The sequence below is a fragment of the Maribacter sp. IgM3_T14_3 genome (genome assembly GCF_049603095.1).
Lineage (GTDB): Bacteria > Bacteroidota > Bacteroidia > Flavobacteriales > Flavobacteriaceae > Maribacter.
The window spans coordinates 1,313,237-1,335,328 of sequence record NZ_CP187138.1 but is presented as its reverse complement, the minus strand read 5'-3'; the positions used below and the strand labels follow the sequence as shown (position 1 = coordinate 1,335,328).

Sequence of the window (22,092 nt, the reverse complement as noted above, 5' to 3'; positions counted from 1 at the left end):
TTATTTCTCAGTTAAAATTTTGTTGAAATCGTACTCCGAAGGATTGTCCACATATTTTTTTGCATCCTCATAATCTTCTTCACTTATATAGAATAAGTTTTGAAAGCATAATTCTGCCAATTCTGAATTGATATCTACCAATCGAGGTGCAATTTTACCGTTCTCATCTTGAATTTCTGATAAGAATAGCGGAGTAATTTCACCTCTAGAATTCGCAGTAACCATACAGCCACTTTTACCTTCGTCAAATAATTTTTTTACGCCAAGACCTAGAACCGTACATAAGGTAAGGTCAAACCCAATAGGTCTACAACAGCGTAATTCGTAGCCTAGTTCAACAGGTCTACTTTTAATATCAATACCTAACTCTTTTAATTTTTTTTGAACGAGCATATTAAAAATATGCGCTTTACTAACATTACCTAATTCTGGGTGCCCATGATCGTCATAGGTGAATTTAATATCACACTTATTTAATTCAGAGTCTGGCATATTATGAAAAACCCCTTCACTAATTAATGCGACACCATAATGAATATCTTCAATTTTACGTTTGATCATTGAAGAGATGACCATTCTTACCACTTTATCAAAAGTGATAGCAGTACGATCAAACATTTCAGGTATAATCATCATAGGGTAGTGGCAGCTCGCTGCAATACCGAACGCCAAATGCCCTGCAGAACGACCCATGGTAGACATTACAAACCAATTTTGGCTGGTTCTCGCATCTTCATAGGTAGTAGTACCAATACGTACACCTTCATCTTTCGCAGAATGAAAACCAAATGTTGGGTTTCTATCTGGTAACGGTAAATCGTTATCAATGGTTTTTGGTACGTGAATGTTAGCAATTGAAATACCTTCTTTCTTTAAAAATCCTGTAATTCTGTTGGCAGTAGAAGCAGTGTCATCACCACCAATACTTACCAACAGCTTTACATTATTATCAATAAACAGGCTAGTGTTTAGTTTTTCGTTTTTAGGTTTAAAACGGCTCATTATTAGTGTGGAGCCACCTCTACTGAAAATCCTATCGGCATGGAAAAAATCAAACTCCTTGATTTTAGGATTTTCATCAAATATTCCTTTGAATCCTTCATGTAAACCTAGAACGCGATAATTATCTTTTAAGAAAGCCTTTGCCACGGTACTGATTACGGTATTTATACCAGGTGCAGGTCCACCACCACAAAGAATTAAAACAGATTTTTTCGACATTGTTGGTTTTTAGAAGTTCTAAAGCTATTTTCTAATTATCTAGCAACTCTACCAGAAGCATCACCACCCATTAGTTTCTCTACTTCAGAAACTGTTACAAGGTTGGCATCACCCTTAATTGTATGCTTTAAACATGATGCAGCTACTGCAAAGTCAAGTGCATTTTGATCATCTTCTGGGTATTTTAATAATCCGTAGATCAAACCACCCATGAAAGAATCTCCACCACCAACACGGTCAACGATATCTGTAATTTGGTATTGACGAGTTTCGTACATTTTGGTACCATCCCATAAAACACCGGCCCATGTGTTGTGAGATGCCGAAATAGAACCTCTTAAGGTTGTAATTACCTTTTTAGCTTTCGGGAATTTTTTCATCATCTGCTTACATACAGATAAGAATGCTTCCGCTTTAACATCATGACCTTGGGTAGTAATATCTAAACCTTCTGGTTTAATATTGAAATGCTTTTCAGCATCTTCTTCGTTACCTAAAATAACATCACAGTATTCAGTTAAACCAGACATGATTTTTTCTCTATGAGCATCGTCACAGAATGTCCAAAGTTTAGCTCTATAATTTAAATCGGTAGAAATAGTAATACCTTTTGCACTAGCTGCTTTTACAGCTTCTAGACAAACATCTGCAGCTCCTTGAGAAATAGCAGGTGTAATACCCGTCCAATGAAACCATTCTACACCTTCAAAAACAGCATCCCAATCTATCATTCCAGATTTAATTTCTGCAATAGAAGAATGTGCTCTATCGTAAACTACTTTGCTACCTCTCGATACTGCACCAGTTTCTAAGAAATAGATACCTAAACGATCACCACCGTAAACAATTTTATCTACGCCAACACCTCTTTTACGCATTTCCATCATGGCACATTCACCAATATCATTCTTTGGTAAACGTGTTACGAAATCTACAGGAACGCCATAATTAGCTAAAGAAACCGCTACGTTAGATTCGCCACCACCGTAAATAGCATCAAATCTATTTGCTTGTGAAAATCTCAAAAATCCTTCAGGAGCTAAGCGAAGCATTATTTCGCCGAATGTTACTACTTTTTTCATGTGAATATTAAGTTTAATATATACTGATTTATCGTCTGTTTAATCGATTAACCAATTTGGGTAAAAAATAACCAAAACAGACATTCTTTGTTTAAGTTAATTAAAGTCTTACTTTTGGTTAATCGATTAAACAAATATATACAAAGTAATTGAATAAAAAAAGAACAACTTTAAAAGACATTGCAAATGTTTTAGGTATTTCAGCTGCAGCTGTTTCCAAAGCTTTAAATGATGATGCGCGTATAAGCGTAAAAACAAAAAAAGCTGTAAAGCAAGTTGCGAAAGAGTTAAACTATCAACCTAACCATTTAGCAAGTGCACTTCGAAAAGGGAAAAGCAAATTGGTTGGCGTTATAGTACCTAGAACTAATAGTCATTTCTTTTCTTCGGTGGTCGAGAGCATGGAGGGGGTTCTTAATAAAGCCGGTTACAATATTATAATAACACAGTCTAACGAGTCTTTTCAAAAAGAGTGCAACAACATAGATACGTTACTTTATTTACAGGTAGATGGTATCATTGCATCGATGGCAAATGAAACGGTTGATCTATCATATTACGAAAAAATAAAATCTAACGGAATTCCATTAATTCTTTTCGATAGGGGAGAGAATGATTTGAATGTTGACTATGTAGGTATTAATGATTATGATAGCAGTCATATGATCGTTGAGCATTTAATAGCCCAAGGGTGTAAGAGAATTGCACATATTGGCGGATATCGCAGAACTCGAATTTTCAATAACAGAATTAGAGGATATATAGACGCGATAAAAAAGCACGATTTACCACATGATGATGAATTATTGATAGAAAGCAGCTTAACATTGGAAGATGGAAGGCAACAAATAGAAAAGTTATTGTTATTGAAGAACAGGCCTGATGCAATTTACGTAGCCAGTGATTATGCAGCTTTAGGTGCGCTACAAGTATTAAAGGAGAAAAATATTAAAGTACCGGAAGAAATTAAACTAGTAGGTTTTGGAAATGAACCTTTTACTTCTTTGGTAACCCCTTCGATTACAAGTGTAAGTCAGCATAGCAAACAAATAGGTAAACTTGCTGCAGAGACTTTTTTAAGCTATGTCGATAAAGATGTAGTGAAACAATCTTTGAATAAAATCATTTTAGATTCAGAACTGATCATACGTGATTCTTCGAAATAGAAAAAGCGTTATTGTAAGATTACAATAACGCTTTTTTATAAAGTAAAAATAATTTCTACTTATTAGATACCTAAAGCTTGACCACCACCAATTTGGATAGTTTCTGCAGTAATGAAAGCTGCATCTTTACCAGCAAGGAAAGAAACTACACCAGCAACATCACTAGGTTGACCTAATCTACCTAACATAATGTTATTTGCCCATGAAGCAAAAACTTCTGGTTTAGTAGCTTTGATCTGTGCGTGGAAAGGAGTATCGATAGTACCAGGAGATACTGCATTTACTCTAATACCGTATTCAGCAAGATCTTTAGCTAAAGCTCTAGTTATTGCATTAACACCAGCTTTAGAAGTACCGTAGATACCAGCACCTGGTCCACCAGCTGTCCAAGCTGCGTTAGACGTATAGTTAATGATTGATGGGTGAACACCTTTTTTAAGGTAAGGTATAGCTGCTCTTGAAGCGAAGAAAGTTGAATCAAGATTCAATGCCATTACCGATCTGTAAAATTCAGTAGTCATTTCTTCGAAACGAGATCTACCGCCTAAACCACCTGCATTATTTACAAGCGTATCTATTTTACCGTATTTATCACCAATAGCTTTTATGTTTTTAATTACCGCTTCTTCATTGGTAACATCAAACCCTACGTACTCGGCAGTAATACCTTCTGCGGCAAGTTCTTTAATTCTTTCAGCACCTGCTGCGTCGTCTATACCGTTTAATATAACGGTAAAACCGTCTTGTCCTAATCTTTTAGCAACTTCAAATCCGATTCCTCCAGTTGCTCCTGTAATTACTGCTACTTTTCCTTCTGTACTCATAATTATTTAATTGTTATTCTGATTCAACTTCTACTGGTCTAATTTTTTTAATCAATATATAAATGGACAGTACAGCCATTGGAGCTAATACTGCTATTACAATAAATGCCGGAGTGTAAGATACCTGCGCAATCATTGGAATTAAAGAATTCATTATAATTACCGATACAGCGGCAACCGTACCTGCTAAACCTGCCAGGGTTCCAACAGATGGACCTCTAAATAGGTCACTTGATATAGTTTGTATGTTACCAATGGCGAATTGAAAGCCAAAAAGAACAATACCAACTATATAAATAAATGTCATTGGATTATTTTCGTTTACTAGGAAGATGATACCAATTAAGCCTAAGAAAATTAAGGCACCGCCAATGCTTATGGTAATTTTTCTAGCAGCATCTACTGATCTTGTTTCCATTAACTTACCACTGTACCAACCACCGGTAATACTACCCGCCATACCACCTAAATAGGAAATCCAAATAGTCGATCCTATATCTTCTACACTAAACCCGAATTCGGAATTTAGGTAGAGTGGCATCCAACCTACAAATAACCACCATATAGGTTCGATAAAAAATCTAGCTGCCAATACGCCCCACGATTCTTTATAACTTAATATTTGACCGACGGAAAGTCCCTTTTCGCTGTCTTCTTTATCTAAATCAACGATTCTGTCACTATTTATAAATTTTAGCTCTTCCTCTGTAATCCAAGGATGTTTACCTGGTTTAGACTTATTGATGAACAACCATGGAATTACCCATACTAAACCAACTAGTCCTATGATGATAAAGGTCATTCGCCATCCAAAATGTCCATAAAGAAAGGCAATTAATAATGGAGCTATTACACTACCCAGAGATGCTCCGGCATTAAATATTCCTTGTGCTATTGCACGTTGTTTTACAGGAAACCATTCGCCGTTACTTTTTACTGCTCCAGGCCAGTTACCTGCCTCACCTAAACCTAAAAGTGCTCTAAAGAGCGTAAGTGAAATAAGCCCTCTTGCAAAAGCATGGAATACAGATGCTATCGACCAAACTACAATTGATACTACGAAACCCATTCTTGTACCGATAATGTCGTAAAGTTTACCTGAAAGGAACTTACCAATGGCATAGGTGCCCATAAAAATGCTAAGCATTATTCCATAGTCAGATTCGTCCATGCCCAGATCTTTGCCCATTTCTGGCCACATGACACCGAAAGCTGTTCTATCGATATAATTGATTACCGTAGCCAAGCAAATCAATGTAATAATCCACCATCTTAAACCTTTAACTTTCATAATACTTTATTCTTTTTGGTTAGTGCTTGGTTATAAATTTTTAGAAAGAAAGCTTCTTATATATTATAGCAATATCTGTAAAGCTCTTTGAAATGAACCTTCATCATATCTTTCGCTTTCTGCGTATCTTGTTCTTTTATAGCTTCAAATATATTTTGATGCTCTATTACTCTAATTGCTCCTTGATCCTTATCACAAACATGATATTTTTCAAAGTTGTTAATAATTTCTGGTGTAATAATTAGCATCATTCTATTGATGGTACTATTTCTACATGCCTGGGCGATTGCCAAATGGAAAAGTAAATCTTCTTGAACAGCGTCTTCGTTGTTCGATACTTTTTCTTTATAAGCCTCTAAGGCGGCTTGCATTTTTTCTAAATCGTCGTCAGTTCTTCTTTGAGCCGCTAATCTTACGGTTTTAAGTTCAAGAAGAATTCTTGTCTCGACCAAAGATTTAAAATCGGGGTCTTCTAAGCCAAGAATGTCATCCATCATACCGTTCATAGCTACTTGCCCAATATCTGCTACGAAAGTTCCACTTTGTGGTTTTGATTTTAATATGCCGTAGAATTCAAGTTTTTGAATTGCTTCGCGAACATTACTTCTACTAACTTCAAAACGTTCTGATAACATTCGTTCTGAAGGTAACTTGTCACCTGGTTCCAGGTTTTTGTGATTTATTAGATCACGTATTTTTGATATAATCTCGTGTTGCAGTTCTTGGTTGTCATTTTTAGTGAGGATTTCTAACTTCATATATCACATTTTATCTAAAAATAATTGGTTAACCAGATTGGTTTTTCAAATTTAAGAAATTAACTGTGCAAACAAATTTTTCAAGACCTTAATCTTGCGAATTCCCTTAAAATAACTACTAATTAAAGATTTGCTGGCCCGCTTAACAAGCCAGCAATCTTAAAAAACTAACTCAAACAACTTTCTTTAAACAATGCTTTAATTTTTAATATTGATAAATTCGATTAGCTAATTCATGCATTTACAAATAGTAAAAATTAAAGCTTATAATTTAATACCCTGGGTTTTGTGTAATAACACCACCACTAGCAAGTACTTCTGAAGGTGGAATTGGAAATACATAATAGTTGCTATCAATGGTTTGTCCCATGGTAGCATCAACAGTACCCGTTCTAACCAAATCGAACCATCTATGGCCTTCTAAGGCTAATTCTAATCTTCTTTCTTGTGCGATTGCTGCTCTTACTTCAGCTTGTGAAGTTGCAGTACCAGTTAAACTAGTTAAACCAGCTCTTGTTCTAATAGGGTCTAATAATGGTAAAACAGTTGAAGCAGGTGAGCTCGTTTCGTTTAGGGCTTCTGCGTACATTAAAATCACATCAGATAACCTTAATTCTATAAAATCTTGATCAAGTCCTCCTAAATATTTCACGCCTTTTCTAGCTTCTACATCAATGGTTAAAGCTTCTCTTAAATCTGTACCACCACCAGCGGTGCTACTTGCATCAAAAGCTTCTATTAAGCTTAAAGTAATATTTTGCTCATCTGCTTTAGTATCTCCACCTTGAAACCAACCAGAAAAAATAGTACCACCGGCCGAATTAGTAATAGAGCTAGATATCTGAGTTGCAAAAATAATTTCTGAACTTTCATCGATAACAACATTAGCGAAGTCAGGTTCTAAAGATACCCCAGCACCGGATGCTGCATTTACAGCATTTTCAAGTGCTATTTTTGCATTAGGATAATCATTAACGAACATATACACTTTACCTAATAAACTTTGTGCTGCAATTTTAGAAGCACGACCACTACCTAAACCAGAATTGTCTAAACCTGCAATTGCATTCGTTAAATCTGGAATGATAACATCTGTATAAATGTCAGCTGCTGGCTGTCTCGTTAAAAGAGTCAAATCAGATGAATCTGGTGAAGGGGATAAGTTTAAAGTTACATCACCAAATGCTAGAACTAACTTAAAATAAGATAAGGCTCTTAAAAACTGAGCTTCTGCTACTTGAGTTGCATCATCAGAATTGTCAATTACATTGTTCGCACTTAGAATCGACTTGTATAAATTACTGTAAAACGGACGAAAGAATATTTCTGATATCGCTAACCCACCTAAATCTGAATTATATTTATGAAAATCTGGGTAAGGTGGTTCATCATCAAATGTTATGTTGTCTGCTCTAAATTCACCCATTACCGCTTGCGGTGTAACAACACCTGTATGGTAATAGTAAGCGGCATTTAAAACACCATCAAAATTGGTTAAAGCACTAGATTCAAGTTCTACAGGGGGTGTTTGATCTAGTTCATTTTCGCATGCTGTTATCAACAACATAGAAATTGCTACTATAGATATAGTTTTTATTTTTATCATCATTTCTTTATTAAAAATTAACATTTAGACCAATCGTGAAGCTTCTTACAATTGGGCTTGCACCTTCTTGGTAACCGTAAGTTGTTGGTCCTGCATATCCTGAATTTTCGATTTCTACACCTTCTGGGTTAAAAGAAGTGTAATCATCTGCAAAGATGTACAACAAGTTAGTTGCTGCAGCATATACTCTTAAAGAACTAAGACCTATTCTATCTGTTAAATCTGAATTAAGAGAATAACCTAAGGTTAGGTTTCTTAATGCGATAAAAGAGGCATCTTGAACCATGGCACCATGTGCATCTCTAGTTTCTACATAATGCTTACCTGCATTAGGCCCTATGTTAGCAATACCATCTCCTTCAGGATCAAAAGCATCTGTTAATCTACCACCAAATTGAGATTTCCAGTAGATTGGGTCTATGTTATAAACTTCTGCTCCTTGAGAACCTTGAAATTGAAATGCAAGATCAAAATTCTTATAGGTCATATCACTTGAAAGTCCCCAGAAAAAATCAGGAGTTGCAGATCCTAGTTTCACATAGTCACCTTCATACGTAATTTCACCATCTCCGTTTTGATCAACAACGTACCATTCTGAGCTACCAAAACCGATATTTCTAGAAGGATCGTTAATGAATTGTGTTTCAACCTCGCTAGTTACAGCGTAGCCCCACATTTCACCAACTTCACCACCTACATAGTTTCTGAACTCAGCACCTCTACCACTTGGACCACCATATACTTGTCTAGGTAATTCATCTAAATCACCTAAGCTTGTAATTTCAGAATTAACTGTTGAGTAATTAGCACTAACATTCCAAGAGAAATTTTCATTTGATACAAGTTTCGTAGTTAATTCAAGTTCTAAACCAGAACTTGTAACATCGCCACGGTTAAGTGCAATAGAAGGTGTACCGTTAACTTCAGAAATACTTTGGTTGATTAACATATCGTTAACATCAGAAGTATAATAATCTGCGCTAAATCTGAAACGGTTGTTTATGAAACCTAAATCAACACCATAGTTGGTTTCTGTATTAGTCTGCCATGTTAAGTTAGGATTGGCTACATCTGTTGGAATAAGGAAACCTGTACCGAAAGCAGTTGGTGAAGTACCTAAAATACTTAGTGATTGATAAGAACCTAAGAAAGCGGCAGTACCTAAAGAACCAGTACTAAAACGTAACTTTAAAAGACTTAAGTTTTCATTGTTTTCTAAAAAAGACTCATTACTTACATTCCACCCTAAAGAAAGCGCTGGAAAAACAGCGTACTTTTCATTTGCACCAAAACGCGAATCACCATCTGTTCTAATCGAAGCAGATACTAAATAACGATCGTCGTATGCGTAGGCAACTCTACCAAAATAACCTCTTCTAGACTGCTTCTCATCTATAGTAGTTGTATTTACATCTTCAGGATTTATAAAAGAGTAATTAAGAGGTAGGCCAAATGGTAAATTAGTTCCATCTGATGAAGTACCCTTAAAATACGTATTTACAAATTCCATACCTACTACTGCAGATAAATCATGCTTCTCAGCAAATGTTTTCGCATAACTTAAAGTAGTTGTGCTTAAAACCGTAGATTTTTTGATACTAGAATTAGACAATTGAGAACGATCAGACCGTTGTTGACCATCAGTTACTTGACCATGGTACTCATAATTTTGTGTGTCTTGAATATCAGCACCAAAAATCGTTTTTAAATTTAAACCGTCTAGAAGTTCATATTGTAAGTAAGAGCTTGCGTTGGCGAAGTATGTCTTTTGAAATCTTCTTGATTCGTTAAATTTAGCACCTACACCAGCATCACCAGTACCACCGATACCATTTTGGTTTCTACCATATTGCCAATCGTGAACAACATCACCAGGTTGCAAATCATAAATACTTGTAGGGTCTAAACCTATACCTCTATAGTTACTGTCAAATGAACTACTAAGCTGCGATATCGGCTCTCCACGTGCAACACTAGCATCGTAAACCGATTGTCTAGTTTGATCTAATTGTTGAATGAAGTCAATAGACTCTTGCGTATGGTAAATAGGGCTAATACTATAGGCTCTTAAAAGATCTCTCATTTCCCATGGTACAATTTCTTGATCACCAACAAATCCGTTCATGCTGATACCAGCTTTTAACTTTTCACTTAAATTAGCATCAATGTTTACACGACCATTATATCTTTCATAACCTTGACCTCTTACGATACCATCGGTATTTAGATAACCCAAAGAGGCAAATGCTTTTAAATTTTCAGAACCACCGCTTACGCTAACGTCATGGCTAGTTGAACTACCATTTCTAAAAAGCCAATCTTCCATGCTAATTACATCAGGTGCATTAGTATATGCATCTAATCTATATTGTAATAAAGCTGGGTCAGTATTAGATAAATCATAGTCACCCGATTGTAGATCTTGTGCCCATTCACCTGCAGTTTTAAGCATTTCAATGTCTTTAACATATTTGCTAGAAGTGCTGGTATAGGTGTTATAGCTAAAATTAACTTTTCCTTTTTTCCCTTTTTTAGTAGTTACTAAAATAACCCCATTAGCACCTAAAGAACCATAAATAGCAGCAGAGGCAGCATCTTTTAGCACCTCTAAACTCTCAATGTCATTTGGGTTAACGGTAGCCAAATTACCTGAAATAGGAAAACCATCAACCACAATAAGTGGGTCAGAATCTCCAGAAACAGATGAAGCAGCTCTAATTTGAATTTTTGGAGCAGAACCTGGTTCACCACTTTGGTTTTGAATACGTACCCCAGGTAACTTACCTGCTAATGCATCATCAACACGCGCAACTTGAACGGCAGCAACCTCAGCTCCACCAATTTTTGCCACTGCACCTGTAAGATGAGATTTTTTAATAGTACCGTAACCAACAACAACAACCTCTTCAAGTTGGCTAGCGTCTTCTACAAGCACAACATCTAAGGTTTGTTGACCAGTTATTGCAACTTCTTTTTTGGCATAACCAATAGAAGAAAATTCTAGTACATCACCATTTTTAACAGTAATAGAAAAATTACCATCAAAATCGGTAGAAGTACCAGTCGTTGTATTTTTAATAACAACATTGGCACCTGGTACCGGTATGCCGGTGTTGTCATTAACAGTACCGGTCACGTTGTACCCGTCTTGTGCGAATAATGATATGTTGAATAACATAATCATCATTAATACTAATTTCGTTTTTAAATTCATTTGTTGTCTTGTTATGTTAATTTAAGTTCGACTTGATAAAGTCTGATTAAAGCATTTAAAATGAATATTGAGTTTAGATTCATTTTTTACTACTGTTATGTTTTTTTCAAATTTTTTTGAGAAACATATTCTGTTAAATAGTACATGTTGTAATAAATTCTATCACTTAAATAAGCTGTGATGTGTTGAAGGTGTATTTCTTAGTTTTTTATCATAGCTATTTTAAAGTTTTTTAAGTTCGAATTCAATTTGAGTAATATTCATTTAATTTTGGTTTTCCAAATTGGTTTTCCAAATTGGTTTACCAAATATATGTTATTTATTCGTTAAAAAAATAGAATTTTACATTTTAACAAGATTTGGTTGGTTTTAATTTTTGAAAATCTCTTTAAAACCCCATTATATTGAGGATATGGTATTTGGTTAACATTTTAATTGTTATTTGTTTTATTTCATCTTATACAATTTCAAGCTGATTTTTCAGTAAGATTTTGCTGTTTATTCGTTAGGTTTGACGTGTTTTTCGCGCTATAATCAATTATTTATTTGCTTTTTTATCACATTAAATGATTATAATATTTTGATTTTCATTGTTTTCTGTCGATTTTAATAAAACAATACACACAGCATTTATGAATAAAGATTTTGAACACTACGCTTATATGCCTCTTAAACAATTTTCGAACAGAGTTTGGCGAACTTATGAAGGTGGGGCACTAATCGATAGATGGAAAAAAGACACGCCAGAAGTAGATGGTAGCATGCCAGAAGAGTGGATTATGTCTACCGTAACTGCAAGGGGTAATGGCAGACCAGAAAACGAAGGACTCTCACTTGTAGAAATTCCGTCAGGTACATATTCCCTAAAAGAATTAGTGGCCTCGAACAAAGAGCTGTATTTAGGTAAAGCGTTAGCTGATAAATTTGGAACTACTGGGGTCTTGATTAAAATGCTCGATTCTAAAGAAAGGTTAACCATACAAGTTCACCCAGATAAAGAGTATGCCAAGACCATGTTGAATTCCGCTTTCGGGAAAACTGAATCATGGTACGTTTTAAATAAGCGTGAAATAAATGGCGAGAAAAGTGTCATTTATATGGGCTTCAAAGAAGGGGTTACTAGAGCACAATGGGAAACATTATTTGTCGCTCAAGATATAGAAGGTATGTTGAACAGTCTTCACAAGATAGAAGTGAACCCTGGTGATGCATATATGATATATGGCGGTGTACCACATGCAATTGGTAGTGGGTGCTTTTTAATGGAAGTTCAAGAACCTACGGATTATACTATGCGTGTAGAAAAAGTTACTCCTGCAGGGTTAACAATTTCTGATGAATTGATACACCAAGGGGTAGGGGAGCAAAATATGCTAGATTGTTTTCATTATGATGGGTGTTCTTATGAAGAGGCAGTAAAAAGATGGAAGGTTTCACCTAAAACTATAGGTTCATCTGATTCTTATACATTAAATTCCATATTTAATAAAACTCACACAGATTGCTTTGGTTTAAGCGAGTTAGATTTAAATGGATCATATACCATTAAAGCAAACGGAAGCTTTTTTGTAGCTGTTATTTATTTTGGTGAAGGAACTATTTTATGTGGTGGTAAAGAATACAGCTTTACCCAAGGTGATGAAATATTCTTTTCTGCAGCCATAGACGAAGTGAAATTTACATCTACCGTAGCATCCAAGATTTTGTTATGTTATCCTCCAAGTTAAGAGATTAATTTTCAATCCAAACATGATAAAAAAAGGGCAAACAAATATTAAGTTATTTGTTTGCCCTTTTTTATTGCAATCTAATTTATTTCTTTATATGTGATCCTAAAGGAAATCAATAAATCCGATTAATGCAACGTAAAGCATATAACAATTGAAAATAAAAGTGGCGCCTAAGGCTAAATTCATCCCTATACCTACTTTGTACTCTTTCATGATACTCTCTTTGTTTAAGAGGATAATAAGAAAGAGAGTAATCAATGGCATTACAAACGGACTCAAAGCTTGAGATGCAATTAATATCCAAACTGGTTTTCCTCCTAGTATTGGAACAATTAAACCAGACAGCGCCACCAATACAACAATTAGTTTGTACAGCGGTTTTTTCATGTCGCGTTCTGTACCAGAATAGTCTGCAATTAACCAGGGGAAGAGTAGTAGGTTTGGAAAAATGGATGACAGACCTGCTCCAATAATCCCTAGGGTAAATAGGGTAAGGGCGAAATCTCCGGCCCAAGGTCCTAACGCGTTCATCATGTCTGTAGCATCATCTACAGGAACACCTTTAAAGTATAGGGTTCCCGTTGCGCTGACCATTATGGCAAGACTTATAAAAAAGGTCATTACCATTGAAGACATTGCATCTTTGTTTTCAGTTTTTAAATCTTTTAAGCCCCAATTTTGTTCTTGAACGAGAATACTTCTCGACGCTAAACAAACACCTGCCATTGTAGTACCAACTATACCGGCAATTACCAATCCGTTATTATCGCCTTTAGGTAATTCTGGAAAAAATTCAGTAATTGAAGTACCTGCTTCTTTGACCACCATAAAGCTGGTAATAATAAAAGCCAGAGCCATAAAGCCAACCATAATACTCATGGCTTTTATAAAATTTTCATGTTTACCGGTCCAAAAAAGCCCAATAAGCAATGAGATAAAAAAGATGGAAACTACAGGTTTGTTAAGAAATGAAATGGAAGTTTTTACTGAAATCCACTCCATGGTTACTTCTGCAACTACGCCCATAACACCAATACAAGATGAAACTATAGAGACAAGTAATGCAGTAATAATAAAAATTGTGAGTGGTTTACCGAATGCCTTTTTGAAATTGAACATTAGAGTATTTCCAGAAACGATGGTCAATTTACTAATAGACACCAATAAGAAGTAGGTGAAAAAACAAGAGAGTAATAGGGCCCATGAAAGACTAAGACCATATTTAGCACCTGAGACAACCATTGAGGTAACGCTACCAGTACCTACAACATAACCGATAATAAAAAATGCTGGACCAAAATCTTTGAGACGTTTCTTAAATTTTCCTGTCAGGGAATTATTTTCAGTTGTCATGATTATTGGTTCAGCATTTCATATGTTATAAAAATAGTACTTCAAAAAATCTATTTAAAGTCACTGTAAATAGCTTATATCTTACTCTTTATCGCTAAAATAAGATGGACCCACACCACTTAAGAAATCTTCTCTTACAGGGCTAAAAGTGTCAATAAGTTCGCCTTCTTCTAAGCAAACTGCACTATGTAATAAATTTGGTTCAATATAAACGCCATCACCTGCTTCTACAATTTGCTTTTCGCCATCGATTACAAATTCAAATTTACCTGAAACACAATAGGTAGCTTGTGTATGAAAATGTTGGTGAGGTGCACCTAAAGCACCCTTGTCGAATTTTACCCGTACCATCATGATTTGGTTGTCATACCCTAAAAATTTTCTTGATACTCCGCCACCAAGTACTTCCCATTCCATGTCTTTAGTGATAACATATTTTTCGCTAAATCTTTTCATAATATTAATTTTTCTATATTCTATTTAAAATAATAAGAACCAGACCACTCATAATTCTTATCGTCAATTCTTACAGTATGTTTTGCTTCTTTAGAAGCGTTTGTGTTTGCTAAAATAAATAGTTTGGTTTTATCTTTTACGGTAGTAATTGAAATGGCGGTGTAATCTATAGTATCTAAAACCACTTTTAAAGCCGAAATAGAACTATTAGAATTAACGGCAGATTCTGAAACCGGACTATAGCTACCATGTGCTTCGATCGCTGAAACAAAAAGTGTGTTTTGAGTATCTTTTCTGCGGATAATAAAACCAGCCTCTCTCCTCAAATTAAATTCAGGGTCATTGGCGCCTATTCGTACAAATCTTAACTCGTCATCATTTGAAGTTGTAGATGTTAGAGTATAGAACTTCCCTTTTTCTAGCCAACTTAATTTAGTGTTTTCTTCTGTTGTACTTCCACAGCCTTCTGACCATAAATGTTGATACCCGTTATCAGAACCTAAAGGTTCAAGAGTTTTCGGAACTTCGTATTCAAAATTTGTTTTCAATACTTGACCCATAAAATAAAATGGCAGATCATATTGGTTGGTACTATCAGATTTAACTCGAAGAATATCAAGCATGAATGGTTTTTCGAATTCGTCGTCTTTAATAATAGCCATTGTTCTGTGCATCTCTGTACCAGGATACGCATTAGTTTCTATAGCACTAACAATTTGTATGTCGGCATTAGAATCATCAAAAACATACAAAGTAGGGTTGTGCTTGCTGCCAATATCATATTTACCTTGGTAGTGAGATTTTTCATTCTGCACAAGGGTGTTATGGGCAATGGTTTGCTTCGCCCAAGTTTTATTTTCTTTCAGATAATTACCGCCACCTTTCTGTTCAATATTTACAAAACGAGCTAATCCGTAATCTTGCAGTACTTCATTGCCATTTTCGTAGAAGGAGTATGATAATTTATCATAGTGCCCATGGCTTGAGCCTTGAGCGGCATATTTAAAAACAAGTTCTAAGTCATCACTTCGCAAAATAGCTACACCACCTTGTTTTCCGTTAGGTCCATCAGATAAATTAATTGATTTTTTATCGAAAGGTTTTGCTTTTCCATTTTTTACTCCCAGTGCAACTGCCAATCCAGAGTCGTCTAACAATACTTTATTTTGCTTTTCGGCGATGCTTAATAATCCGAGGTCTTGGTTTCCGAAATAATAAGAAATATCTACAGCAGTAACTAAGGCGTCATTGTAATAAGACATTCCTTTTTGACCATCGTTTAGGGGAAAGAAATCTCCATCTGCATCAGATAAATTTAAAAGGGCGTTGATTGATTTTAAAAGTACTCCGTCCTTGTATTCAAAAATTTTTAATTCTGGTTTTACATTATGTAATCCTTCCGCAAAAATCAAAAACGGATACATTGCATAACGTTGATAATATGGACCTTCGTTATAATACCCATCAGGTGAAAAAGGTTCCTCTATGTTTGCTAGAAATCCGGCTTTACCTTCCTTATTAATAAATCCGCCATCATCGTCTTTAGCAGTTTTGTCCATCTCTAAATCAGGAATGCCGTATAAAGCGCGATCAATTAATTCTTTATCGTTCATTACTAAACCAATCATACCAACAGCTGCATTACCCCACGTACTGTGGTTGTGTACTCTTTGGTAGAATTGCGGACTATCAACTGAAATGTGATCTGCGAATGGTCTAAAAAGGTTTTTTTCTAGCTTTTTTCTTTCAGCTGCACTTAAGTAATTATATACACAATCATATGCCTGGCTAACGTAAACTAACCAGTTAGAATCATTTAAACATTGCCAAAATAATTTACCTCGAGCATAAGATCTTGTTTTTGGGTGTAGTGGTAATGTTTTATACATGACTTCATATTGCATAAGCATGTCTTTTACATACTTCGCATATTTTTCATCGTCTAATATTTGATATAAAACACCAGCCTGTTGCATTACGATCATGTTTCGTTTATGACGAACATGAGTATAGCCGCCAGAATAATCTTTTGGTATAGGTGTATCGATACCTAAAGCGATTTCGGCATCGATTTCTTCTATTAACTGTTGTAACGAGGCATCAAATAGAGGTACAGAACCTAATTCTGCTCTTATTTTTTCAACTCCCTCTTTGGTAAGAATAAGGCTAGGGTGTTCTTGTGCAGTTACGCTGAACGTTATTAAAATAGCGCAAATAAAAATGGATATTGTTGTTAAGTATTTAATCATGCTTGTTATTCGATTTTTAGTAGCCCTAAGTCTTTGCCATCAGTACCTTTACCTTTTAATGGAGAATTTGAAGGTAATGAGTAATTGCTGTCCTCAGAAAATTCGGGGGCAAGTTCCCATTGGTTTTCTACTTGGTATTTTTGATCGCCGGTAACCATAAGTTTTTCTGAATTGCTCAAAGCATTATTAAGAACTTTGACCATTGGTTCACCGACTACCAGGTGCATGTTTATGGCCTTACTATCTTTAAAAATGTTGTTTTTAATGGCTGTTTCTTGAACGCCGTATAAAGAAACGGTAGCATCATATTTATTTTTAGAACCATAACCGACATGGTCAAATACATTATGCTCCATTTCTAAAAACGGCCCAAAAGTACTTTCGTCTTTGCCACCTCTATACAAACGTAAAGCTGCACCTTGTAAGTCGGTAATTGCATTATTCTTCATTAAGAAATACTCTACGTTGTAAGCACCGATGTCATCACTTTCCTTATCTAAAGCTGCAATGCTACCAGAGATATTTTTGAAGGTAGAGTTTTGAATGCTAATAGTGTCGGCAAAAGTTCCTTTAGCAACACGTAATACATCAAAAGAGTGGTTTACGACCATATCTTTAAACTCACATCTATCAATGAATAACTTATAATTATCGATCATAGATTTTTTGCTGGTACTGATAACAGAGTTACCTGCGTAATCTGGTGATTTGGTACCATCAAAAGTGATGTTTTCTAGAGATAGACTACCGCCATTTTCAATTTCAAAAGCCATCATTCTTTCAAATAAGATCGTAGCTTTTTCTTTACCGATTGTTTTAAAGGTAAGTGGATGGTTAATTTGAACGGCTTTAGTCAATAGGTAGGTGCCGCCATCTTCAAGAATGATAATATCACCTGCTTTCGTTTCCTTTACTTTATCGTACAGCGTATTAATACCTGCGGCTACATTGATAGTATTACCAGAGTTTAACGCGACAGTATTATCTGCTTTTGAATACCACGATGCTCCAGTATTTTCTTTAGTTGCAATATTCGGACTAATAACAACTTTTGTTTTAATCTTATTTGAAGTAGGAATCGGGAATCCGTTTTTGTCTTTTACCAGTTTAATTTTGGCATTCTTAAATCCTTCTGCAATAGTAGTTTCTAAATTTTCACCAAGAATATTGTTTTTGAAAGTGATACCGCTAATATCATCATCAATAGTAAAAACATCTTTTTTGGTATCGTTGTAAATGATATTCTCAGAAAACTCAGAAGTACGTGGTGCCTGACTTCTTTCGGCATCGCTACCTGCACCAAAAAGTATGTTTTCGCAGTTTACAAAAGTGTTGTTGTTTACTTTAGAATCGATAACGGGTACATACCTATTTGGTGGTGAATCTGGCACGCCGTTCATCATCACGAAGGCACCTCTAAAACGATATCCTGTCAAGCCAACATGATAGTTGTTAATAACTGTTTGTGTTTCATTAATGACCCGAACCCCGCCAGTACTAGGTTTATTATTGCCAATAAACACATTACCATCTACCAATGTTTCGTTGCCATGGCGCATAGTCAAGGTTCCGGTGCATTCAAAAAATGTATTGTATTTAAAAGTGTTATTGCATGCCTTGTTAGAGATAATTTCATGCTCACCATTAGTTCTATCAAAATAGTTAGATTCAACCAAGGTGTTCGATTTTTCTAAAGCATTGTGGCTCGTGCCTATTCTTAAAGTTTCACCTCCGTTGTTTCCGTAGGTAGGTCGTGGTCCAAAATAATTGTGGTCTATTTGGTGGTTGTTCGCTCTACTATCTTCAGTATCTAAACCAACGATCATTGTAACTCCTAAATTCTTTTTACCTGCAATATGATTGTGATCAATACGATTATTTTTTCCGTAGATGGTTATCCAATAATCTTGTACTTGGCGCTCAGGGTTATTAAAGTTATCGATTACACATTCGGTAAGGCGAGAATTATTAGCCATTTGCTCTCTACTTTTTCTGAAAGATATAACAGCGTTGGTAGGCGTATAGCCATTTTTGAATACGAGACCTTTAACGATTAAATGATTGCCAGCGATTTGTAAATTAGATGAGCCAGATAAAATCACTTTTCCTTTTTCTTCTGCGATAAGTGTAATTGGTTTTTCTGCGGTACCGTTTGCTTCAAACAGAAGTTCAGAATCCATCCAAACACCATTGGCAAGAACAATGCTATCACCTGGTTGAACCTTGGTCAGCATCTCTTCAAATTCAGCTATGTTTTTTACCCGTTCTGTTTTTTGTGCTATGGCAAATGAGCAAGTAAGTGATAAAAAAGAGAATAAAAAGAGGCGTTGTAAATGTTTCATATGTTAAAATTGGTAAACCAGTTTGGTTTACCAAAAATACAGATATTTGCAAGACTACCAAATAATTAACAGTTAATAGGTCTGTTTATTCCATTATTGTTGATTCAATAAAGCTAAAATTAAGGATTTGAAAAATTATATAGAAATTAGTCAATTGAGTGATTCTCTGATAGCTTCATCTATGGCTAAATACGATGTAGAATTTATAAAACCAATTGAAAAGGATTGAACATTTGTAAGATGCTTGGTTGTTTTCTCTCCGTTTTGTCGACCAAAACCAAATACTGTCATATCTGACCTACTGACATAATTGTCCGGATATTCGTCATCCTCATGATGCAACATATACAATACTCGAGGAGAATTTTTATCTCCAAAAGCCATCCATTCAGGTGATGGTAAATCTCCAGTGAAAGGTTCCGTAATTTGGTGTTTTACATTGTCAATAGAGGCATACCAAAAATCTGTCGTATTCATTTCTCCGCCCGGTACTCCTTCATACTGCACCCAATATTTATAACCAGGGCTAATTTGAGTCATTGTAAAGTCGCAACGATCTGGGTAAAAATCCCATTGACCTTGCCACTGTTTGTTCTCTGAAAAATAAGTGATGCGAACATGGTTTTTAAGCTTAATTTCCACCTCAGAGGTTGATAGTTCTGTACCGGCATTCATAGGGTGAAAGTAGTTACCATCTTGTCGATGAATAGCATTGGGGAAGCCTCGATATTCCCCTTTATGAGCTGAACCTTTCTTATTGTGAAATCCAATCCAATCTGCACCATCTTTATCAATCATACTCGATAAGCCTCCACCTTCCTTTTCGAGATAGTAGGTTGCCGATGGTGTAGTGACAATATACGCAGAACCTCCTCCTGCTGATTCATCTATACCATGTGCCAATTGAACTTTGATTTCGGTACAGGAACCTAATACTAATAGTAAGAGAAGTAATAATAAATTTCTATACATGATAAGGGTTGAGTTAGGTCGATATAACTTTAATCTTAGCGCTACGTCTCAACAAATAGCCTATACCGGCAATAATCAGCGCACAGATTACAAAGAGTATACGTCCCCATAGGGGGTTGGGAATAAGGGCCATCAGCAAAATACCTCCGCTCATGACGAATACCATACTGCCCAATTTATTTCTTTGCTGGCGGTCAATATCGTCTTGTTCGCCATCTGTAATAACAGGTCTTTCAAAATCCTCGAAAAAGCGATTAGTCTCGGCTTTGTTTTTGTCTTTAGCTTCGTTGTAGAAAAATGAAGTCAAACAGAAAAATCCTCCAGTTATGAACACATGACCGGCAATTGTTAGAATAATGTTCATGTCAACGCTTTCACGATTAGTTAGCGATTCGATACCGAACATACCGGCAGCAACATCTGCTGTAAACACATTTACTACCAACCATGAAACGAACAACCCTAAGACAATGGTGACCCAAGGAGCCCATTGGGGCGTTTTCTTAATGAAAATTCCGAACAAAAGAGGCACCATCATAGGTACTTGCACCATAGTTGAAACTGAAATCATAAGTTCAAACAGACTTAGCTCCTTTAGCGATGCAAAATACCATGCGGTAATAATTACCCCGATACCGGTTATAGTACTGACAATTCTACTAATTTTCAGCAATTTCTTGTCCGTGGCCTCTTTGTTTCTTTTAGCAAGAAAGGGTTGATACATGCTTCTTACAAAGATTCCAGCATTTTTATTCAAGGCCGAGTCCATTGAAGACATTGTCGCAGCAAAAAGACCTGCCATGAGCAATCCTGCAGTACCCATAGGCATCATATTTCGGGCAAACTCGTAGTATATGGCATCTCCCGCTTTACTGCCAAGTTGCGTATAGCCTTCGACAGCATCTGGTATTAAGCTGGCAGCTGCCCATGGCGGAATAAACCAGATAATTGTTCCAAAACCCATTAAAGTCATAGCCAATAAGGCCGCTTTCTTGGCATTGAATGAGTCTTTTGCATTAAGCCATCGAAACGAATCGTGAAGATTCATCATGGTTATAATCTGCTTTGGTAAAAAGAATACAAAAGTACCGAACAATATTAGGGGGTAGTTCATATCTGGGCCAATAAGAAAACCGCCTGGAAAATTCTCTATCATTTTAACGGGACCACCAACCTTAACCAATGCCACTACCGCACATGCTACAGAAACAACTGCCACTACCAAGGTTTGAACAAAGTCCGATGCCACAACACCCCATGCACCTGAAAGCACCGATACAAAAAGTACCGTAAGCCCTATCACAACAATCGTTATGCTAATGTCTGTTCCAAAAACAGCGCTACTAAAAACCCCTAAAGCGTTTAACCAAACACCAGCGTTGAGAAAGGAGAATACTATTAATGAAAAAGAAAAAAATAGTTCATTGTCAGGTCCAAATCGTCTCCCTATTGCTTGAGTGGGCGTATCTACCCTCATTTGTCTGAAACGATAGGTGAAGTACGCCCATCCGCAAAAGTAGGCGAATGTATTGCCTAGATACACTGCGCAAATTGCAAAACCATCAGCGAATGCCTTACCTGCTGCGCCTGTAAAAGTTACTGCCGAAAATTGCGCCATAAATGCGCTAGAGCCGACCATCCACCATAACATTTTACCTCCTCCTCGAAAATAATCGCTGGTGGAGTTACTTGCCATTCGTGAAAATACTACGCCGATAGCGAGTATTAGAACAAAGTAGAGTGCTATTACTAGATAGTCGTAAAACATAGTTTTTTGTTTTTACTCGATAATCGGGATTAAAAATTTTATAAGGCTGCCTGCAGAACA

15 protein-coding genes are annotated in these 22,092 nt (G+C 35.9%); 2 read left to right on the top strand and 13 right to left on the bottom strand.

Translation table 11 applies throughout. The annotated features are described in order from the left end of the window. Positions 1 to 1,221 carry a 6-phosphofructokinase gene (locus tag ACPF9A_RS06100; RefSeq protein ID WP_424002608.1) on the bottom strand — a complete coding sequence of 407 codons (1,221 nt, stop codon included), beginning with the start codon at positions 1,219 to 1,221 and terminating at the stop codon, positions 1 to 3. Between the two features lie 35 nt (positions 1,222 to 1,256). After that, the gene (locus ACPF9A_RS06095) at positions 1,257 to 2,303 is read right to left on the bottom strand and encodes a PfkB family carbohydrate kinase (protein ID WP_424002606.1); all 1,047 of its coding nucleotides are present in this window, start codon (positions 2,301 to 2,303) and stop codon (positions 1,257 to 1,259) included. A gap of 149 nt (positions 2,304 to 2,452) precedes the next feature. Here ACPF9A_RS06095 and ACPF9A_RS06090 point away from each other — a divergent pair, with 149 nt between their 5' ends. Then, positions 2,453 to 3,469 (top strand): LacI family DNA-binding transcriptional regulator, encoded by a 1,017-nt coding sequence (locus ACPF9A_RS06090; RefSeq protein WP_424002604.1) that lies wholly within the window; start codon positions 2,453 to 2,455, stop codon positions 3,467 to 3,469. Between the two features lie 62 nt (positions 3,470 to 3,531). Here ACPF9A_RS06090 and ACPF9A_RS06085 read toward each other — a convergent pair whose 3' ends face one another. From ACPF9A_RS06085 to ACPF9A_RS06065, 5 genes are all read right to left on the bottom strand, one after another. Beyond that, a complete protein-coding gene (locus tag ACPF9A_RS06085) occupies positions 3,532 to 4,293 on the bottom strand; it encodes an SDR family NAD(P)-dependent oxidoreductase (RefSeq protein WP_424002602.1) in 762 nt (253 codons plus the stop codon). Positions 4,294 to 4,306: 13 nt separating this feature from the next. Continuing rightward, positions 4,307 to 5,584, bottom strand: coding sequence for an MFS transporter (locus ACPF9A_RS06080; RefSeq protein WP_424002600.1), 1,278 nt, complete (start codon positions 5,582 to 5,584; stop codon positions 4,307 to 4,309). Between the two features lie 56 nt (positions 5,585 to 5,640). Beyond that, the gene (locus ACPF9A_RS06075; protein WP_424002598.1) at positions 5,641 to 6,342 is read right to left on the bottom strand and encodes a FadR/GntR family transcriptional regulator; all 702 of its coding nucleotides are present in this window, start codon (positions 6,340 to 6,342) and stop codon (positions 5,641 to 5,643) included. Between the two features lie 271 nt (positions 6,343 to 6,613). After that, entirely contained in the window at positions 6,614 to 7,951 is a 1,338-nt protein-coding gene (locus ACPF9A_RS06070) for a RagB/SusD family nutrient uptake outer membrane protein (protein ID WP_424002596.1), read from the bottom strand. Between the two features lie 7 nt (positions 7,952 to 7,958). Further along, the gene (locus tag ACPF9A_RS06065; RefSeq protein ID WP_424002594.1) at positions 7,959 to 11,162 is read right to left on the bottom strand and encodes a SusC/RagA family TonB-linked outer membrane protein; all 3,204 of its coding nucleotides are present in this window, start codon (positions 11,160 to 11,162) and stop codon (positions 7,959 to 7,961) included. Positions 11,163 to 11,794: 632 nt separating this feature from the next. On the opposite strand from ACPF9A_RS06065, the gene ACPF9A_RS06060 reads away from it, so the two are divergent. Then, positions 11,795 to 12,889 carry a type I phosphomannose isomerase catalytic subunit gene (locus tag ACPF9A_RS06060; protein ID WP_424002592.1) on the top strand — a complete coding sequence of 365 codons (1,095 nt, stop codon included), beginning with the start codon at positions 11,795 to 11,797 and terminating at the stop codon, positions 12,887 to 12,889. A 105-nt stretch (positions 12,890 to 12,994) separates the two neighbouring features. On the opposite strand, the gene ACPF9A_RS06055 is transcribed toward ACPF9A_RS06060, so the two are convergent. From ACPF9A_RS06055 to ACPF9A_RS06030, 6 genes are all read right to left on the bottom strand, one after another. Beyond that, positions 12,995 to 14,245, bottom strand: a complete 1,251-nt coding sequence (locus ACPF9A_RS06055) for an Nramp family divalent metal transporter (protein ID WP_424002590.1) — start codon at positions 14,243 to 14,245, stop codon at positions 12,995 to 12,997. Between the two features lie 81 nt (positions 14,246 to 14,326). Next, complete coding sequence (locus ACPF9A_RS06050) at positions 14,327 to 14,701, bottom strand: cupin domain-containing protein (RefSeq protein ID WP_424002588.1); 375 nt, start codon at positions 14,699 to 14,701, stop codon at positions 14,327 to 14,329. A 20-nt stretch (positions 14,702 to 14,721) separates the two neighbouring features. Further along, a complete protein-coding gene (locus tag ACPF9A_RS06045; RefSeq protein ID WP_424002586.1) occupies positions 14,722 to 16,950 on the bottom strand; it encodes an alginate lyase family protein in 2,229 nt (742 codons plus the stop codon). Positions 16,951 to 16,955: 5 nt separating this feature from the next. Further along, on the bottom strand, positions 16,956 to 19,292 hold the full coding sequence (locus ACPF9A_RS06040) for a chondroitinase-B domain-containing protein (RefSeq protein WP_424002584.1): 2,337 nt from the start codon (positions 19,290 to 19,292) through the stop codon (positions 16,956 to 16,958). A 150-nt stretch (positions 19,293 to 19,442) separates the two neighbouring features. Further along, the gene (locus ACPF9A_RS06035; RefSeq protein ID WP_424002582.1) at positions 19,443 to 20,264 is read right to left on the bottom strand and encodes a hypothetical protein; all 822 of its coding nucleotides are present in this window, start codon (positions 20,262 to 20,264) and stop codon (positions 19,443 to 19,445) included. Between the two features lie 13 nt (positions 20,265 to 20,277). Beyond that, on the bottom strand, positions 20,278 to 22,032 hold the full coding sequence (locus ACPF9A_RS06030; protein WP_424002580.1) for a sodium:solute symporter family transporter: 1,755 nt from the start codon (positions 22,030 to 22,032) through the stop codon (positions 20,278 to 20,280). Between the last annotated feature and the right edge of the window lie 60 nt (positions 22,033 to 22,092).

Coding starts and splice junctions, on each gene's coding strand:
- ACPF9A_RS06085 (WP_424002602.1), bottom strand. CDS start 4,293: ATGAGTACAGAAGGAAAAGTAGCAGTAATTACAGGAGCAACTGGAGGA.
- ACPF9A_RS06035 (WP_424002582.1), bottom strand. CDS start 20,264: ATGTATAGAAATTTATTATTACTTCTCTTACTATTAGTATTAGGTTCC.
- ACPF9A_RS06050 (WP_424002588.1), bottom strand. CDS start 14,701: ATGAAAAGATTTAGCGAAAAATATGTTATCACTAAAGACATGGAATGG.
- ACPF9A_RS06080 (WP_424002600.1), bottom strand. CDS start 5,584: ATGAAAGTTAAAGGTTTAAGATGGTGGATTATTACATTGATTTGCTTG.
- ACPF9A_RS06040 (WP_424002584.1), bottom strand. CDS start 19,292: ATGAAACATTTACAACGCCTCTTTTTATTCTCTTTTTTATCACTTACT.
- ACPF9A_RS06065 (WP_424002594.1), bottom strand. CDS start 11,162: ATGAATTTAAAAACGAAATTAGTATTAATGATGATTATGTTATTCAAC.
- ACPF9A_RS06095 (WP_424002606.1), bottom strand. CDS start 2,303: ATGAAAAAAGTAGTAACATTCGGCGAAATAATGCTTCGCTTAGCTCCT.
- ACPF9A_RS06100 (WP_424002608.1), bottom strand. CDS start 1,221: ATGTCGAAAAAATCTGTTTTAATTCTTTGTGGTGGTGGACCTGCACCT.
- ACPF9A_RS06060 (WP_424002592.1), top strand. CDS start 11,795: ATGAATAAAGATTTTGAACACTACGCTTATATGCCTCTTAAACAATTT.
- ACPF9A_RS06070 (WP_424002596.1), bottom strand. CDS start 7,951: ATGATGATAAAAATAAAAACTATATCTATAGTAGCAATTTCTATGTTG.
- ACPF9A_RS06045 (WP_424002586.1), bottom strand. CDS start 16,950: ATGATTAAATACTTAACAACAATATCCATTTTTATTTGCGCTATTTTA.
- ACPF9A_RS06075 (WP_424002598.1), bottom strand. CDS start 6,342: ATGAAGTTAGAAATCCTCACTAAAAATGACAACCAAGAACTGCAACAC.
- ACPF9A_RS06055 (WP_424002590.1), bottom strand. CDS start 14,245: ATGACAACTGAAAATAATTCCCTGACAGGAAAATTTAAGAAACGTCTC.
- ACPF9A_RS06030 (WP_424002580.1), bottom strand. CDS start 22,032: ATGTTTTACGACTATCTAGTAATAGCACTCTACTTTGTTCTAATACTC.